The following is a 16,444-nucleotide window of genomic DNA, read 5'->3' as shown; positions in this document are numbered from 1 at the left end:
ATGAGGCCCGCATGAGTGACATCCTCGCAGACAGCTTAGATGGCGTAGAACGCCGGTCGCTGGCTGACTTCACCGAAAAGGCCTACCTCAACTACTCCATGTACGTGATCATGGACCGTGCTTTGCCGCATATCGGCGACGGCCTGAAACCCGTGCAGCGGCGTATCGTCTACGCCATGAGTGAGCTGGGCCTGGACGCCGACTCCAAGCACAAGAAGTCGGCGCGTACCGTCGGTGACGTGCTCGGTAAGTTCCACCCTCACGGCGACTCGGCCTGCTACGAAGCCATGGTGCTGATGGCGCAGCCGTTCAGCTACCGCTACACCTTGGTGGACGGGCAGGGTAACTGGGGTGCGCCGGATGATCCGAAGTCCTTTGCCGCCATGCGTTACACCGAGGCGCGTCTGTCGCGTTACTCGGAAGTCCTGCTCAGCGAGCTGGGCCAGGGCACGGCGGACTGGGGGCCGAACTTTGACGGCACCCTCGACGAACCCTTGGTGTTGCCTGCACGTTTGCCGAATATTTTGCTCAATGGCACCACCGGCATCGCGGTCGGCATGGCCACCGACGTGCCACCCCACAACTTGCGCGAAGTCGCCACGGCGTGCGTACGTTTGCTGGATGAGCCCAAAGCGACGGTCGAGCAGCTCTGCGAGCATATCCAGGGCCCGGACTATCCGACCGAAGCGGAAATCATCACGCCGCGCGCCGACCTGCTGAAGATGTATGAAACCGGCAAGGGCTCGGTGCGCATGCGCGCCGTGTACCACATCGAAGATGGCGACATTATCGTCACCGCGCTGCCGCATCAGGTGTCCGGCGCCAAGGTGTTGGAGCAGATCGCTGCGCTGATGCAGGCCAAACCGTCGAAATTGCCGCAAGTCGCCGACCTGCGTGACGAGTCCGACCACGAGAACCCCTGCCGCATCGTGATCATCCCGACCAACAGCCGGGTCGATCACGAGGTGCTGATGCAGCATCTGTTCGCCAGCACCGATCTGGAGTCCAGCTACCGTGTCAACGTCAACATTATTGGCCTGGACGGCAAGCCGCAGTTGAAGAACCTGCGCAACCTGCTGGTGGAGTGGCTGGAGTTCCGCGTGCAGACCGTGCGCCGCCGCCTGCAGTTTCGCCTCGACAAGGTCGAGCGCCGCCTGCACCTGTTGGACGGTTTGCTGATTGCCTACCTCAACCTGGATGAAGTGATCCACATCATCCGCACCGCCGAGCACCCGAAAACCGAACTGATCGCGCGTTTCGAGCTGAGTGAGATCCAGGCGGACTACATCCTCGATACCCGCTTGCGTCAGCTGGCGCGGCTGGAAGAAATGAAGCTGCGGGATGAACAGGACGCACTGCTCAAGGAGCAAGCCAAGCTGCAAGCCCTGCTGGGCAGTGAAGCCAAGCTCAAGAAACTGGTGCGCAGCGAGCTGATCAAAGACGCGGAAACCTACGGTGATGAACGTCGTTCGCCAATCGTCGAGCGTGCGGAAGCCAAGGCGCTGACGGAAACCGAACTGCTGCCGAACGAGAAAATTACCGTCGTTCTGTCGGAAAAGGGTTGGGTTCGTTCCGCCAAGGGGCATGATATTGACGCTACCGGGCTCTCCTACAAAGCCGGTGATGGCTTCAAGACCGCTGCGGCCGGCCGTTCCAACCAGTTTGCGGTGTTCATTGACTCCACCGGGCGTAGTTATTCGGTGCCGGCCCACACCTTGCCTTCGGCGCGGGGCCAGGGCGAGCCGCTGACAGGCCGCCTTACGCCGCCGCCGGGTGCGAATTTCGAGTGTGTGCTGCTGCCGGATGATGATGCGCTGTACGTGATCGCCTCCGACGCTGGTTACGGCTTCGTGGTCAAGGGTGAAGACCTGCAGGCCAAGAACAAGGCGGGCAAGGCTCTGTTGAGCCTGCCGAATAATGCCAAAGTGATATTGCCGCGCCCGGTGGATGATCGTGAGAGCAACTGGCTGGCCTCGGTGACCACTGAAGGCCGTTTGCTGGTGTTCAAGATCAGCGACCTGCCGCAGTTGGGCAAAGGCAAGGGCAACAAGATTATCGGGATTCCCGGGGAGCGGGTGGCCAGTCGTGAGGAGTACGTGACCGACATCGCCGTGATCCCGGAAGGCGCGACCCTGGTGCTTCAGGCCGGTAAGCGCACATTGTCGCTGCGCCCTGACGACCTTGAGCACTACAAGGGTGAGCGCGGTCGACGAGGCAACAAACTGCCGCGAGGCTTCCAGCGAGTGGATGCTTTGTTGGTGGAAGCGCCGCTTTAAGGCGTACTAAGACGCTCGATCTACGATTTAACCCGTAGATCGACGCTTTGGCGCTGGAGTCATGGCGCATATTCACGGATGATATGGCCTTTCCAGCGCCGGCGTGGCCGAGCGTGTTTAGGTATTTTTTGTATTACGTTGTGGTTCGCCTTGTGGCAGCCACCTGGATGGGATGATGACTGCTCCACGCCTTCCTCTATTTTTAATGCTCGCTGGCCTCCTGGGGTTGGCGGGTTGCAGCACGCACCAACCGGTGTCGCTGTACCAGCTGGACAGCGGAAGTCCGGCTCAGCCTGCCCAAGCGGCGGGCATGGCCGTATTGCTGGGCCCGGTGGTCGTTGCCGATTACCTGCAACGCGAGACCCTGCTACAACGTCAGAACGACGGCAGCCTGCAAGGTTCCACCGATGGGCGTTGGGCGGGCAGTTTGTCGTCCGATATCAATCAGTTGATGCTGCGTCAGGTGGCCGGTCAATTGGACAGCCAGCGTGTGGTGCTGGCACCTGCGCCAACCGGGTTTACGCCGGATGTGCAGGTGTTGCTGACCATCACCCGGCTCGATTCCGGTGCTTCGCAGCCGGCAATCCTGGATGCCCAGTGGCGCTTGATCGATCGCCGTGGCCAGGTGCGTGATAACCGCATCGTGCACCTGCAGGAAGAACACGTCGGCACCACCGCGTCCCAGGTCCAGGCCCAGGGCGTGTTGTTGCAGCATTTGGCGCAGCAGTTGTCGGTAGCGATCAAGCCATTGGCCAATCAGCCGGCGGTCGCCGAAGCGCCGCGCAAACCAGCGCCGGTACATGCCAAGCCGGCAGCCCCGGAAAAGCCGAAGATGCCGATGGCCACGCCGATTCGTACGGACATGGAAGTGTTCAGGTTCTAAGCCGAACCGCAGATACAAAAAAGGCCCGCTGATTCAGCGGGCCTTTTTGTGTGCGCCGGATTTGAGTGGCGCTGAAGATCAATTGTGGGAGGGAGCAAGCCCCCTCCCACACAAGCCCGCACCGCCGTGTTTCAAGGCTTGGTGCGGGTCTCATGCATCCGCGCCAACTGCCGTTCGAGCATCGACGGGTACGGCTCCATCAGGCGTTCCACGCAGCTTGCACCTTCGGGGCTGGCGATTGGACGGATACGTGCGCGCTGGCGAATCAAGGCGTCTTCGCTGATCTTGCGCTCCACCAGCAGCAAATTGCGGCTGTGTTGGGACAAGGCCAGCGCATCCTGGGCGATCTCGGTCAACAGCAAGTCGATCTGGCTCATGCCGAACAGGTCGTCGCCGACGGTCAGGCCCAGTTGCAGTTGCAAGGTAATGCCGCTGTCCGCCACTTCGATTTGCAGGGCATGGCCCAGGGCGCGCAGCAGCTCACCGCAGCAGATGGCGTTGGTCAGATAGTCTTCGCCACTGTCTTCGCTGTGGAACAGCATCAAGGTGCTGCCATCGTTCAGGGTGTGCAACTCGCTTTGATACAGCGAGGCGGCCTGGTCGAGGCAGTCACGGTAGCGTTCGAGCAATTCCGTCAGGCGGGCGCGGGGCAGGCGACGCAGTTGGTCCTGGGCACCCAGTTGTACCGCCAATACCGCGCTGTGCTGGGGCTCGGCGTTCTTCACGGGGACCGGGTTGGGGGCCATGACTGGCGCAGCGGCCGACGTGTCGCGCAAGTCGGCGAACGGGTCTTCGTCGTCCAGTTCGTCTTCTTCAGCCTTGACCACGTGGCGCGCCGTTGCCTTCAGCCCGGCTACCGGGGCGCTGTCATCAAAGCCTGGGTCGCGCAGGTCGCGTACTTCAAACTCGGGCTCATCGGCCTCGTTGTATTCGGGCTCGGGTTCCGGCTCAGGTTCGCGCACCACCGGCTCCGGGGCGAAGCTGGCGTGAAGCTGGCGAGCGAGATCGCCGATTTCGTCCTGGCGGTCGGTGGCCGGGGTATGTTCGTCGATATCCCGCAGCCAGATGCGCAACTGCATCAGCGGCGTGGAGATATGCCGACCCAGGCGCAAGCTCAAGGCCAGGGCCAGTGCCAACAGGATCGCACTGAGAATGCCCATGCTTTGCAGGCTGATGGTCATCGGCTGCTGGAATTGCTGCATATCCAGGCTGATACGCAACTGGCCGGCCTTCACGTCCTGGAACGTGATGTTGCTCTGGTACAGACCCTCGGCCTCACCCAGCAGGCCGTTTTTCGGGCGCTGCCCGGCTTCGGCCATGATCCGGTTATCCACACTGTAGATAGCGGCGTGAGCCACCAGCGGGTTCTTGGTCAGGTTGTTGAGCAGCACGTTCAGGCTGAGGATGTCGTTGGACACCAGCAACTCAGTCGCCGACGTGGCGGTCTGGGTTGTCAGGCTCGCGCCCAGCGCGTCAGCTTGTTCGTGCATGGCCTGCTTGAACTGCAAACCCATCACGCAGGCGTAGATCACCAAGGCCAGGGCGACCAGGATCACGTTATGGCTGGCGATGCGTAATGCGATCGGCACACGGCGGTGGCGCAGTGCCCGGAAGATCAGCAGGAAGAAGTTATCGGTTTTTACTGGCGTGGGCCGGTTCACTTGCGCTCGGCTCTTGGTCCGTGAAGTTGACGCGCAGTATAGCGATAGCCCTAGGGCCGGCAAAGCGCTGGCTGTGCCCGATGGTCACTGAAAGTGGGTAGAATGCGGTTTTTTTCCAGCCTGGGGGTGCGCTTTGCGCGAAATTGTCCTGATAAACATCACCGGTGAAGACCGCCCGGGTCTCACCGCGGCCATTACCGGCGTGCTGGCCCAGGGTGGTGTGAACATTCTCGACATCGGTCAGGCGGTGATCCACGACACCTTGTCCTTCGGCATCCTTGTCGAAATCCCGAGCACCGAGCAGGCGTCCTCGGTACTCAAGGACATCCTGTTTACGGCATACAAGCTCGATCAACAGGTGCGATTCACCCCCGTGTCCGAAGAGGACTACCAGCATTGGGTCGACGGTCAGGGCAAAAAACGCCACATCGTGACCCTGTTGACCCGCAAGGTGACGGCTGAACAATTGCAGCGCGTCAGTTCGATCACTGCCCAGTATGGTTTGAATATCGACCACATCGACCGTCTGTCGGGTCGTATGCCCCTGGACACGCCAGCCGACAAAGGCAAGGGCTGTATCGAGTTCTCTGTGCGTGGCGAGCCTGCTGACCCGCAGGCATTACGCGCCGAATTCCTGAGCGTGGCCCAGGCGCTGAATGTCGACATCGCCTTCCAGGAAGATTCGCTGTTCCGCCGCAATCGTCGCCTGGCGGTGTTCGACATGGACTCCACGCTGATCGAGGCCGAAGTGATTGACGAGTTGGCCAAGGCCGCCGGTGTGGGCGAGCAGGTCTCCGAGATTACCGAGCGCGCCATGGCCGGCGAACTGGATTTCCGTGCCAGTTTCAAGGAGCGCCTGGCGCTGCTCAAGGGGCTGGACGTGAGCGTGCTGGATTCGATCGGTGCTTCGCTGCGATTGACCGAAGGCGCTGAAACCCTGTTCGCTGAACTCAAGCGCCTGGGTTACAAAACCGCGATCCTGTCCGGCGGCTTCACCTACTTTGCCAAGCAACTGCAGGCCAAGCTGGGTATCGACTATGTGTTCGCCAACGAATTGGAAGTGGTGGATGGCAAGGTGACCGGCGTTGCGGTAGAGCCGATTGTCGATGCGCAGCGCAAGGCCGACCTGCTGAAGGAATTGGCCCATAAGGAAGGTTTGCGCCTGGAGCAGACCATTGCGGTCGGCGACGGCGCCAATGACTTGCCGATGCTGGCGATTGCCGGGTTGGGTGTGGCGTTCCGCGCCAAGCCGCTGGTCAAGCAATCGGCCAAGCAGGCGATTTCGACCCTGGGGTTGGATGGCGTGTTGTATCTACTGGGCTTTCGCGACCGCGATGGTCAGCTCTAAGCGGCTCTCACTGTAGGAATACAAGCAAAAATGTGGGAGGGGGCTTGCTCCCGATAGCGGTGATTCAGTCAACAGATGTACTGACTGATGCTATCGGGAGCAAGCCCCCTCTCACATTTGATTTTCGTCGGCTTCAGGTCAGGCTTTAGGTGAACCAATACCCTGGCCCATCTGCACCGGCGAACCTGCCACCAGTTCTTCAGCCCACTTCACCTGATCCGGCCCGAACAGCACGATGGCGGTCGAACCCAGCTTGAAGCGGCCCAGCTCCGCACCTTTCTCCAAGTGAATCGGCGCACGCGCGGCTTCGTCGTAGCGGAAGGTTTTCAGCTCGCGTTTCGGTGGTGTCACCAGGCCTGCCCACACGGTTTCAATCGACGCCACGATCATTGCACCCACCAGCACTACCGCCATCGGGCCGCGTTCGGTGTCGAACAGGCAGACAACACGCTCATTACGCGCAAACAGCTCCGGCACGTTTTCAGCCGTGGTCTGGTTCACCGAGAAAATCCGCCCGGGCACATACACCATCTCACGCAACGTACCGGCCAGGGGCATGTGCACGCGGTGGTAGTCTTTGGGCGACAGGTAGATCGTGGCGAAATCGCCGCCCATGAACGGCGCAGCAACCGCTGTATCACCACCCAACAGTTCCACCACGCTGAAGCTGTGGCCCTTGGCCTGGAACACGCGGCCGTGTTCGATAGGGCCAAGCTGGCTGACCGCGCCATCGGCAGGGCTGAGCACTGCGCCTGGGGTTTGATCCAGCGGGCGAGCACCGTCTTTCAGCGCGCGGGTGAAGAAGGCATTGAAGTGCTCGTAGGCGGTCAGGTCTTCAACCAGGGCCTGGGACATGTCCACTTGATAGCGCTTGGCAAACCAGCGGGTGAAGGCATTCTTGAACCAGCGCACGCGACACTCGGCAATGCACCCGGCCAGGCGCGACAGCAAGTGGTGCGGCAACAGGTACTGGCTGAGGATGAATAACTGCTTTTTCATTGACTGTCCTTAAACCTTAAATCTCAACGGGGGTGTCGGGGTGGTTGCCCCATTCGCCCCAGGAACCGGCATAACCTTTGACTCGCGGATAACCGAGCGCCTTGGCCACCAGGTAGGTGAAGCCAGAGCGATGGTGAGTCTGGCAGTGGGTGATGATTTCTTTGTCGCGGGTCAGCCCGAGGTCTTCGAGGATCTGCGGCATGTCACGACGGATGCGCAGGTTGCGTGCCTTGTCCATGCCGGCAGTCCACTCGAAGTTCACCGCGCCGGGAATGTGACCGCCCTTGGCGGCGAGGACTTTCTCGCCGGAATATTCCAGCGGTCCGCGTGCGTCCCAGATGCCCAGGTCAGCCGCGCCGAGACGGCTTTGCAGGTATTCGCGGGTGGCGGTAGGGCCGTCGTGCAAGGTCAGGCTGACCGGGCCACCAACGGGGGCGGGCACCTCGGTGGAAAGCGGGTGCTGGCTTTCCAGCCATGCGAGCAGGCCGCCGTCCAGGTAGTGGTATTTCTGGTGGCCGATCACGTCGAGCATCCAGATAAAACGTCCGGCCCAGCCACCGCCTTCGTCGTCGTAGACCACGTAGGTTGCGTTCGGGGTGTGGCCCAGTTCGCCGAACAGCTTTTGCAGGTCGGCTTTGCTCGGCAGCAAGCCGGGAGCCGGTGGCTGGCCCAACTGGGTGCGCTTGGGGTCAACGAAATGCGCGCCTGGGATATGACCCTCGGCGTAGCGGGCGGCGCTGGTGAGGTCCACCAGAATCAGGTGTTCGGCATCCAGTCGACCGAGCAGGTCGCCGGGTTCGATCACCAGCGGCAAGCCAGAGAAGTCAGGCATGTGAGGTCTCCTGGGCACAAATGTTGGCGATAAAGGACGGCGATTGTAGCGCAAGCATCAAGTGCTGCGGTTGGTAAAGCTGTGCAGTGCTTTCTCGACGCATTGCGCTGTTTTGCCGAAGGCCTGCACCGTGGTTTCCGAGAACGGCCCGCCGCCCTGGTCGGCGACCATCAGCATGACCACTCGGCCGTTGCAGCTCAGGGAGCGCAACAACAGGTGTTCGCCGGTAAACAGGCGACGCAGCACTGGCGGCAGCAGTGCAGAGAACTGTGCGTGGTTGTCGGGTGTGAGACGCACCTGCGCGGACTTTTCCAACAGCCGTTGCAGCAGCGTGCTATTGACCACGTCCAGGCTCAGGTTTGCGGCGTCCTTGGGCAACCCTTCGGCTTGATGCACGCGCAAGGTACTCAAGGCGCGGTCGGCCATGAACAGCAGCACCCGTTGCATGCCGCTCGCCACCAATGCTTCTTTGGCGCAAGTGGTCAGGTGCATGGCGTTGGCAAAGCGGTTCGGTTCAACCAGCAACTCGGTACAGCGCTTGCGCCATACGGCCAAGGCTTCGGCGGTGGGCGGTGGTGCGGGCAGCAAGCCGCGATGGACCTTCTGTACATGCCACGGCCAGATCAGCGACAAGGCCGGGTGCCAGAGGTCGGGCATCAGGGTATGGCGGGCGCTGGTCACCGCTTGCTGGTGGGCTTGCTGCTGCACGTCGCCCAGGGGGGCTTCCAGGTAGAGCGCAGTCAGATATTGCCAGCGTTCGGTATGCGGGCAGGTCCAGGACTCCTGGGCCGACATTGCCAGGCCGTTAGCCAGCAGCACCGTATTGGCCGGCTGGTTCAACCAACGGCGCAGGTTGGGTTCGGCGTCGAGCAACTGCTGATGGCGCAGTTCATCTTCCTCGCGGGCGATATGCAGCGCCTTGACCAGCAAGCGTTGTTCGCTCAGCAGCAGGTTGTAGCCCTGGGACACCCAGATCGGCAAGTGCCACGCTTCGGTCAAGCCAAGGCACAAATCCAGCAGCCGTACGCCGAACAATTCCTGCTCGACCTGGCGTGCCGGCTGGCCCTTGTGGATCACCCGCAATTCCCATTCTTCCAGGAGCTTGGGGTAGGTGACGGCCATCGGCCAAAGCGGCGATAAAAACAGCAGGCTGCCCCAGTGAATGTCTTGCCACAAGCGCGCCAGGCGACTGCCGAATAAACCGTTGGCTTGCTGCGACGCGTGCAGGCTCACCAGCAGCAGTTGGCGCAAGGCCACGGGGATTTCCTTGGCCGGCACCGAGGGCAGGCGCGCCAGTAATTCTTCGGCACGCTTGAGGCCGAGGCGGTTGAGCGCCACTTCGAGGTTTTCCGCAGGGGCCGCGAGGCTGCCGTGGGTGTGGCTGTTGGCCTCGCGCATCACGCTGAGTACCAACGCCGGGCTGTCTTGCATCAGCTCGGCAATATCTCGCAATGAACTGCGGCTATCGCGAATGGCTTTGCACACGCGCTCGTGGCTGGCTTGGGGAATAGGCAGCAGCACATCATCCAGGCGCTTGATCCAAGCGGCGAGGGTGGTCGGTTTTGCAGTTGGGACTGTCGTTTCATTAGCCATGATTGGGGCGCGGTCATCACATGCATTCAACACGCCCGGAATGGGCCGAATTGGCTTTTCGCCTTAACGGGCTATAGTCTGGCGCAGTTTTGCCGATAAGTAGAACAAGAGTTTTTCTGCTACACCCACTATGTCCATGAACCCGACGGCGCAAGTACCCATCTCCTATGGCTAAAATTATCGGCATCATCGTCGTCCTCGCGAGCGTGCTCGGCGGTTACGTCCTTTCCCACGGTAAAATTGCCGCGTTGATCCAGCCTTTCGAAGTGATGATCATCGGCGGGGCGGCATTCGGTGCATTCCTGCAAGCCAACCCTGGGTACATGACCATGCATGTGGTCAAAAAATCCCTGAGCATGTTCGGTTCACGCTTCTCCCACACCTTCTATCTGGAAGTGCTGGGCCTGGTCTACGAGATCCTCAACAAGAGTCGCCGCGAGGGGATGATGGCCATCGAGGCCGACATCGAGGATGCGGCGGCCAGCCCGATTTTCGCCAAGTACCCGGCCGTGCTCAAAGACGAGCGCATGACCGCCTATATCTGCGATTACCTGCGCATCATGTCTTCCGGCAACATGGCTCCCCACGAGTTGGAAGGCCTGTTCGACATGGAGCTGTTCAGCCTCAAGGAAGAACTGGAACACCCCTCCCACGCTGTCACCGGCATTGCCGACGGCATGCCGGGCTTCGGTATCGTCGCGGCGGTACTCGGTATCGTGGTGACCATGGCGTCCCTGGGCGATGGCGACCAGAAGGCCATCGGCATGCACGTGGGTGCGGCGTTGGTGGGGACATTCTTCGGTATTCTTGCGGCCTACGGTTTCTTTGGCCCGCTGGCGACTTCCCTGGCGCATGATGCCAAGGAAGAGATCAACCTCTATGAAGCGATCAAGGCGTGCCTGGTCGCTTCGGCCTCCGGCATGCCGCCATCGTTGGCGGTGGAGTTCGGTCGCAAGGTGCTGTACCCGAAACATCGCCCAAGCTTCGCCGAGCTGGAGCAAGCGGTTCGCGGTCGCTAAGCCATGGAAAACAATCAGCCGATAATCATCAAGCGCGTCAAGCGCTTCGCAGCGGGGCACCACGGCGGCGCCTGGAAAATCGCCTTCGCCGACTTTGCGACGGCGATGATGGCGTTCTTCCTGGTTCTGTGGCTGATGTCTACCGCCACGCCGGAACAGAAGATCGCCATTGCCGGTTACTTCAAAGACCCCATTGGCTTCTCGGAAAGCGGTACGCCTTTTGTGATCGACCTCGGCGGTTCGCCGCAGTTGGCGCCTGAGCGCACGATCAACCCGGAGGTCAAGACCGAGGCCCCCCAGGAAAAAATCCCCGTCGAGCGCGACACGGTCGAGGCCATGGCTGAGCAAGTCGAGCAGGAGCGCCTGGAACTGTTGCTCAAGGAGCTGCAGACCAAGGTCGAAGAAAACCCGCAACTGCTGAAGTTCAAGGATCAGATCTCCTTCGAGATCACGCCCGAGGGCCTGCGTATCCAGATCACCGACGCCGCTAACCGGCCGATGTTCGACTCCGGCAGTGCCCGCTTGAAGCCGTACTTCGAAGATATCCTGCTGGCCATGGCCGACACCATCAAGGCGGTGCCGAACAAGATCAGCATCAGCGGCCACACCGACGCCAAGCCCTATGCAGGCCAGGGCGACTTCGGCAACTGGGAGCTCTCGGCCAACCGCGCCAACGCTGCCCGTCGTGCGCTGGTGGCGGGCAGCTATCCGGACCCGCAAGTGGCGCGAGTGGTGGGTTTTGCTTCGTCGCAATTGTTTGATCCCGCAGACCCGTTCAACCCGGTCAACCGCCGGATCGATATCGTGGTGCTGACCAAAAAGGCCCAGCGCGCGATCGAGGGTGATCACAGTGCGGCGCCTGCGGTACCGAAACCTGGCGAAGGCGCGCCAGGGGAAGTCCCGGCTGACCCGAACGCCATTCCTCCAGGGCAGGAGCCGTTGCCGGCCCATGAGCTACGGCAGAAGCTGAACCTGTTTGATGATGGTGGAGTGAAGGATCCTACGGTGCCTGCACCCAAGTCGTAATCACCATGCAAAAGGCCGCGATGATCGCGGCCTTTTCGTTGGTGCAGGTTAGTAACTGTTCTCCGGCAAACTCGCGATGATCGACCGATAGCTGTTCATCCGTTGCTGCTGCACACGACCATCTTCCAGGGCCTTGAGCAACGCACAGCCCGGCTCACGGTCGTGTTTGCAGTCGCGGAAGCGGCAGGTGCCGATCAGGTCGTTGAATTCGATGAAGCCCGCCTCCACATCGCTGCGGCTGACATGGCCGAGGCCGAATTCCCGGATGCCCGGGGAGTCGATCAGCTCACCGCCACCGGGGAAGTGGAACAGTCGCGCGGTGGTGGTGGTGTGGGTGCCCTGGCCGGACAGCTCCGACAGCGGCCCCACGCGGGTCTCGACTTCCGGCAGCAGGCTGTTGACCAGCGATGACTTGCCTACGCCCGACTGGCCGACGAACACGCTGATGCGCCCGTCCAGTTGTTGTTGCAGCTGTTCCATGCCATTGCCGTGATGCGCCGAGACTTCCAGCACCGGGTAACCCAAGGTGCGGTAGACCGCCAGCAATGCGTTGAGCGCCGGCGCGTTTTGCTCGTCGATCAGGTCGAATTTGTTCAGCAGCAACAGCGGGCGAATGCCGGCATGTTCGGCGGCCACCAGATAGCGGTCGATCAGGTTGGCATGGGGCTCGGGCAGCGGCGCGAACACAATCACGATCATGTCGACGTTGGCGGCTACCGGCTTGAGCTGGCCACGGCTGTCCGGGCGGCGCAGTTCGGTGGTGCGTGGCAATTGAGCGACGATTACGCCAATGCCCTGGTTGCCGGCACGCCACACAACCCGGTCGCCGGTGACCAGCGCAGGCAGGTTGGCGCGCAAGTGGCAGCGGAAAACCTGGCCGGCGAGTTCGCCTTCCAGCGCCTCGACCTCGACCTGCACGCCGAAGTGCGCGATCACCAGGCCCGTTTGTTCGGGGCCCAGGTCGCCGCCTTCGAGCGCTTCCACGGCGGAGGATTCACGTTTGGCGGCGCGAGCGGCGCGTTCACCCTGAATCTTTTCGATGCGCCAGTTTTGGCGGCGATTGAGCTGGCGTTTGGCCATTGGTGTTCCGTGTCGATAATGCAAAGGATAGGTGAAACGGTCGCGAGTCTAGCATGCCCCCGCCTGCTAAACTGCGCAGCCACGCCAAGGTGCCAAGAGAATCAAGCCATGCAAAACCCACAGAACCTGATTTGGATCGATCTGGAAATGACCGGTCTGAACCCCGACACCGACGTCATCATCGAGATGGCGACCATTGTCACCGACAGCAACCTCAACACCCTGGCCGAAGGTCCGGTGATTGCCATCCATCACAGTGATGCAGTGTTGGCCACCATGGACGAGTGGAATACCCGCACCCACGGCAACTCCGGCCTGACCCAGCGGGTGCGCGACAGCCGTATCAGTATGGCCGAAGCCGAGGCCCAGACCATCGCCTTCCTGGAGAAGTGGGTGCCCAAGGGCAAGTCACCGATCTGCGGCAACAGCATCTGCCAGGACCGCCGCTTCCTTTATACCCACATGAAGGCGCTGGAAAGCTACTTCCATTACCGCAACCTGGATGTGTCCACCTTGAAAGAGCTGGCCGCACGCTGGGCGCCGGAAGTCAAAGACAGCTTCCATAAAGGCAGCACGCACCTGGCGCTGGATGATATTCGCGAGTCGATTGCCGAGTTGCAGCACTACCGCAAGCATTTCATCAAGGCTTGATGATAAGGACTGCTTCATGCTGCTTATGCTTTACCTCATCGCCATCACGGCCGAAGCCATGACCGGCGCGCTGTCCGCCGGGCGCCGTGGCATGGACTGGTTTGGCGTGGTGCTGATCGCCTGCGTCACTGCCCTGGGCGGTGGTTCGGTGCGCGATGTGTTGCTGGGGCATTACCCGCTGACGTGGGTCAAGCACCCGGAATACCTGGTGCTGACGTCGGTTGCCGCACTGGTGACGATCTTTATCGCACCGCTGATGCGCCATCTGCGCTCGCTGTTCCTGGCGCTGGACGCCGTGGGGCTGGTGGCGTTTACCTTGATCGGCTGCATGACCGCCCTGGAAATGGGTCACGGCATGCTGGTGGCTGTGGTCAGTGGCGTGATCACCGGGGTGTTTGGCGGCATCCTGCGGGATATCTTCTGCAACGACATTCCCCTGATCTTCCGCCGTGAGCTATACGCCAGCGTTTCGTTTCTTGCCGCGTGGTTCTACATGCTGTGCCTGTATCTGGAGCTGCCCAGCGAGCAAGCGATTTTGCTGACGCTGTTCAGCGGCTTTCTATTGCGGTTGCTGGCGATCCGTTTCCACTGGGAAATGCCCAAGTTCGTCTACAACGACGACGTGCACTGACGCCCGGCGTGCTGGTTCAGCGCCCACTCGACGTGTTCGCGTACCAGTTCCGACGGATAATCCCGGCGTGCCTTCAACGCCTCCAGCACCGGGATGCTCGATGGCGCGTTGCCCAGGCCCACCGCCAGGTTGCGTAGCCAGCGCTCGTAACCGGCGCGACGTAGCGGTGAGCCCTCGGTGCTGCTGAGGAATTTATCCTCGTCCCACATGAACAGCTCGGCCAGTTCGGCGTTATCCAGGTTGTGGCGTGGCTTGAAATCACCCTCAGCGGTAGGCCGGGCGAAACGATTCCACGGGCAAACGATCTGACAGTCATCGCAGCCGAACACGCGATTGCCGATCAGCGGGCGCAGGTCTTCAGGGATCGCGCTCTTGAGCTCGATGGTCAGGTAGGAAATGCAGCGTCGGGCGTCCAGCACATAGGGGCCGACGAAGGCATTGGTCGGGCAGATGTCCAGGCACGCGGTGCAGCGGCCGCAGTGTTCGGTGTCATGGGGCGCGTCCACCGGCAGCGGCAAGTCGACAAACAGTTCGCTCAGGAAGAAGTAACTGCCGGCCTTGCGGTTGAGTACCAGGGTGTTCTTGCCGATCCAGCCCAACCCGGCTTGTTCGGCTATGGCTTTTTCCAGCACGGGCGCGCTGTCCACGAAGGCGCGAAAGCCAAACGGGCCGATCTGTGCCTGAATGCGCTCGGCCAGTTGCTGTACGCGCTTGCGGATCAGCTTGTGATAGTCACGACCCAGGGCATAGCGCGAGATATAGGCTTTTTCCGGTTGGGCCAGCAATTGCGCCATCTGCGTGTCGCCGGGCAGGTAGTCCATGCGCAGCGAGACCACGCGCAAGGTGCCCGGTACCAGCTCGTCCGGGTGGGAGCGCTTGCTGCCATGGGCGCCCATGTACTCCATCTCGCCGTGATAACCCGCGGCGAGCCAGCGTTGCAGGTGCTGTTCATGCTCGGCCAGGTCCAGGCCGCTGATGCCGACTTGTTGAAAGCCCAGTTCGCGGCCCCAGTCTTTGATCGATTGGGCGAGGGCGGGCAGATCGGAGGTAATAGCAGGCATGAGACACGGGAAACCACGGGTGAGATGCGTATAATTCTGCCAGACATCGGAGCTTGAAGACGCATGCCGCAGACAAAACACGAAATAACCGACGTTCAGCCTTTGTTGCCCGGCCATTTGCCGCAACTGGCTGCGCGTCCTCCGCAGGCCCATAAAGGCTTGTTCGGCCACCTGCTGGTCATTGGCGGTGACCACGGCTTTGGCGGTGCTGCGCTGCTGAGTACCGAAAGCGCCTTGCGCAGTGGTGCCGGCATGGTGTCCCTGGCGACGCGGGCGGAGCATGTGCCGGCGGCGCTGGCGCGCTTGCCGGAGGTCATGACCGTCGGCGTCAGTTCGGCTAACCAATTGATGGGGCTTCTGGAAAAAGTCTCGGTGATTGTCATTGGCCCTGGCCTGGGTGAGGCATCCTGGGGCAAAAGCCTGCTGTCGGCTGCCGCCAACGCCCGGCAGCCGCAAGTCTGGGATGCGGATGCGTTGAATCAACTGGCCAAGGGCGGTGTCAGTTTGCCGGTTGGCTCGGTCATCACCCCGCACCCTGGCGAAGCGGCGCGTTTGTTGGGGCTCACGACAGCCGAGGTTCAGGCCGAGCGTCTTAAGGTGGCGCGCGCTTTAAGCCAGAAATTCAATGCAGTCGCTATCCTCAAGGGTGCTGGCAGTTTGATTGCCGGCCCGGACGGTCGGGTTTCCCGCTGTGATCGTGGTCATCCGGCGATGGCCACGGCGGGGCTGGGTGATGTCCTGGCGGGTTTGGTCGGCGCCCTGCTGGCTCAAGGTATGCCGGCCTATGAGGCGGGCTGTCTGGCCGTGTGGCTGCACGCCGCGGCGGGAGAGCGCCAAGGTACCCTGGGTCGCGGGCTGGCTGCCAGTGACCTGATTCCTGCCATTCGTCAATTGCTGGAGGAGCAATCGCCGTGTCTGAAGTAACCCTGTTTCTGGCAGATGAAGACGCAATGGTCGCATTCGGCCATCGCATCGCCCAAGTGACGGCGGGCACCGGGCTGATTTTTCTTGAGGGTGACCTGGGGGCGGGCAAAACCACGCTCTCGCGCGGCATCATTCGTGGCTTGGGCCACACGGGCGCGGTTAAAAGCCCAACGTTCACGCTGGTAGAGCCCTACGAAATTGGCCAGGTGCGAGCTTTCCATTTCGACCTTTATCGCCTGGTCGATCCCGAAGAGCTGGAGTACATGGGCATCCGGGATTATTTCGACGAAGACGCGTTGTGCCTGATCGAGTGGCCAGATAAAGGCACAGGCTTTTTGCCAAAGCCGGACCTGACCATTACCATTACGCCGCATGAATCAGGACGTCAGTTGAAGTTGTTGCCCCAAAGCGTGCGCGGCCAGTCCTGGTGCGCCGCTTTGGCATTGGAATTCAAATAATT

General features: G+C 61.3%; 15 protein-coding genes. 9 read left to right on the top strand and 6 right to left on the bottom strand.

Annotated elements, in window-relative coordinates:
• The first annotated feature begins 11 nt into the window (after window positions 1-11).
• Both parC and MJP36_RS27505 read left to right on the top strand, forming a co-directional pair.
• The gene (gene parC / locus MJP36_RS27510; RefSeq protein WP_161547763.1) at window positions 12-2,276 is read left to right on the top strand and encodes a DNA topoisomerase IV subunit A; all 2,265 of its coding nucleotides are present in this window, start codon (window positions 12-14) and stop codon (window positions 2,274-2,276) included.
• A gap of 172 nt (window positions 2,277-2,448) precedes the next feature.
• Window positions 2,449-3,159 (top strand): PqiC family protein, encoded by a 711-nt coding sequence (locus tag MJP36_RS27505; RefSeq protein WP_060755121.1) that lies wholly within the window; start codon window positions 2,449-2,451, stop codon window positions 3,157-3,159.
• A 131-nt stretch (window positions 3,160-3,290) separates the two neighbouring features.
• Here the strand turns inward: MJP36_RS27505 and MJP36_RS27500 are convergent, their stop codons facing one another.
• Window positions 3,291-4,820 (bottom strand): histidine kinase, encoded by a 1,530-nt coding sequence (locus MJP36_RS27500; protein ID WP_244384526.1) that lies wholly within the window; start codon window positions 4,818-4,820, stop codon window positions 3,291-3,293.
• 133 nt (window positions 4,821-4,953) lie between these two features.
• Between MJP36_RS27500 and serB the strand changes: the two genes are divergently transcribed.
• Entirely contained in the window at window positions 4,954-6,168 is a 1,215-nt protein-coding gene (gene serB / locus MJP36_RS27495; RefSeq protein WP_090367158.1) for a phosphoserine phosphatase SerB, read from the top strand.
• Window positions 6,169-6,306: 138 nt separating this feature from the next.
• Here serB and asd read toward each other — a convergent pair whose 3' ends face one another.
• The 3 genes from asd to MJP36_RS27480 are packed head-to-tail and all read right to left on the bottom strand — an operon-like array spanning window position 6,307 to window position 9,592.
• Window positions 6,307-7,167, bottom strand: coding sequence for an archaetidylserine decarboxylase (asd, locus tag MJP36_RS27490; protein WP_205344171.1), 861 nt, complete (start codon window positions 7,165-7,167; stop codon window positions 6,307-6,309).
• 16 nt (window positions 7,168-7,183) lie between these two features.
• Window positions 7,184-7,999 (bottom strand): thiosulfate sulfurtransferase, encoded by an 816-nt coding sequence (gene rhdA / locus MJP36_RS27485; RefSeq protein ID WP_060755117.1) that lies wholly within the window; start codon window positions 7,997-7,999, stop codon window positions 7,184-7,186.
• A gap of 57 nt (window positions 8,000-8,056) precedes the next feature.
• Window positions 8,057-9,592 (bottom strand): HDOD domain-containing protein, encoded by a 1,536-nt coding sequence (locus MJP36_RS27480; protein ID WP_060755116.1) that lies wholly within the window; start codon window positions 9,590-9,592, stop codon window positions 8,057-8,059.
• Window positions 9,593-9,759: 167 nt separating this feature from the next.
• Here MJP36_RS27480 and motA point away from each other — a divergent pair, with 167 nt between their 5' ends.
• Together motA and motB are read left to right on the top strand one after the other, a co-directional pair.
• Window positions 9,760-10,611, top strand: a complete 852-nt coding sequence (motA, locus tag MJP36_RS27475) for a flagellar motor stator protein MotA (protein WP_060755115.1) — start codon at window positions 9,760-9,762, stop codon at window positions 10,609-10,611.
• 3 nt (window positions 10,612-10,614) lie between these two features.
• The gene (motB, locus tag MJP36_RS27470; RefSeq protein ID WP_090367151.1) at window positions 10,615-11,637 is read left to right on the top strand and encodes a flagellar motor protein MotB; all 1,023 of its coding nucleotides are present in this window, start codon (window positions 10,615-10,617) and stop codon (window positions 11,635-11,637) included.
• A 48-nt stretch (window positions 11,638-11,685) separates the two neighbouring features.
• On the opposite strand, the gene rsgA is transcribed toward motB, so the two are convergent.
• The gene (rsgA, locus tag MJP36_RS27465) at window positions 11,686-12,717 is read right to left on the bottom strand and encodes a small ribosomal subunit biogenesis GTPase RsgA (RefSeq protein ID WP_161547765.1); all 1,032 of its coding nucleotides are present in this window, start codon (window positions 12,715-12,717) and stop codon (window positions 11,686-11,688) included.
• A gap of 108 nt (window positions 12,718-12,825) precedes the next feature.
• Between rsgA and orn the strand changes: the two genes are divergently transcribed.
• Both orn and MJP36_RS27455 read left to right on the top strand, forming a co-directional pair.
• Window positions 12,826-13,368, top strand: a complete 543-nt coding sequence (gene orn / locus MJP36_RS27460) for an oligoribonuclease (protein ID WP_034105723.1) — start codon at window positions 12,826-12,828, stop codon at window positions 13,366-13,368.
• 16 nt (window positions 13,369-13,384) lie between these two features.
• Window positions 13,385-13,999: a trimeric intracellular cation channel family protein gene (locus MJP36_RS27455; protein WP_060755111.1), complete on the top strand. Its 615-nt coding sequence runs from the start codon at window positions 13,385-13,387 to the stop codon at window positions 13,997-13,999.
• Here the strand turns inward: MJP36_RS27455 and queG are convergent.
• The gene (queG, locus tag MJP36_RS27450) at window positions 13,978-15,060 is read right to left on the bottom strand and encodes a tRNA epoxyqueuosine(34) reductase QueG (RefSeq protein ID WP_060755110.1); all 1,083 of its coding nucleotides are present in this window, start codon (window positions 15,058-15,060) and stop codon (window positions 13,978-13,980) included. The two genes, MJP36_RS27455 and queG, sit on opposite strands and share 22 nt — an antisense overlap.
• A gap of 63 nt (window positions 15,061-15,123) precedes the next feature.
• On the opposite strand from queG, the gene MJP36_RS27445 reads away from it, so the two are divergent.
• Window positions 15,124-15,984 (top strand): NAD(P)H-hydrate dehydratase, encoded by an 861-nt coding sequence (locus tag MJP36_RS27445; protein ID WP_244384525.1) that lies wholly within the window; start codon window positions 15,124-15,126, stop codon window positions 15,982-15,984.
• Window positions 15,972-16,442 carry a tRNA (adenosine(37)-N6)-threonylcarbamoyltransferase complex ATPase subunit type 1 TsaE gene (tsaE, locus tag MJP36_RS27440; RefSeq protein ID WP_090367145.1) on the top strand — a complete coding sequence of 157 codons (471 nt, stop codon included), beginning with the start codon at window positions 15,972-15,974 and terminating at the stop codon, window positions 16,440-16,442. The genes MJP36_RS27445 and tsaE overlap by 13 nt, the downstream gene beginning before the upstream one ends.
• Window positions 16,443-16,444: the final 2 nt, after the last annotated feature.

This window comes from Pseudomonas palleroniana (genome assembly GCF_022836895.1).
Taxonomy (GTDB): Bacteria; Pseudomonadota; Gammaproteobacteria; order Pseudomonadales; family Pseudomonadaceae; genus Aquipseudomonas; species Aquipseudomonas palleroniana.
The sequence above is the reverse complement of the archived record's forward strand: the minus strand, read 5'-3'. Positions and strand labels throughout refer to the sequence as shown.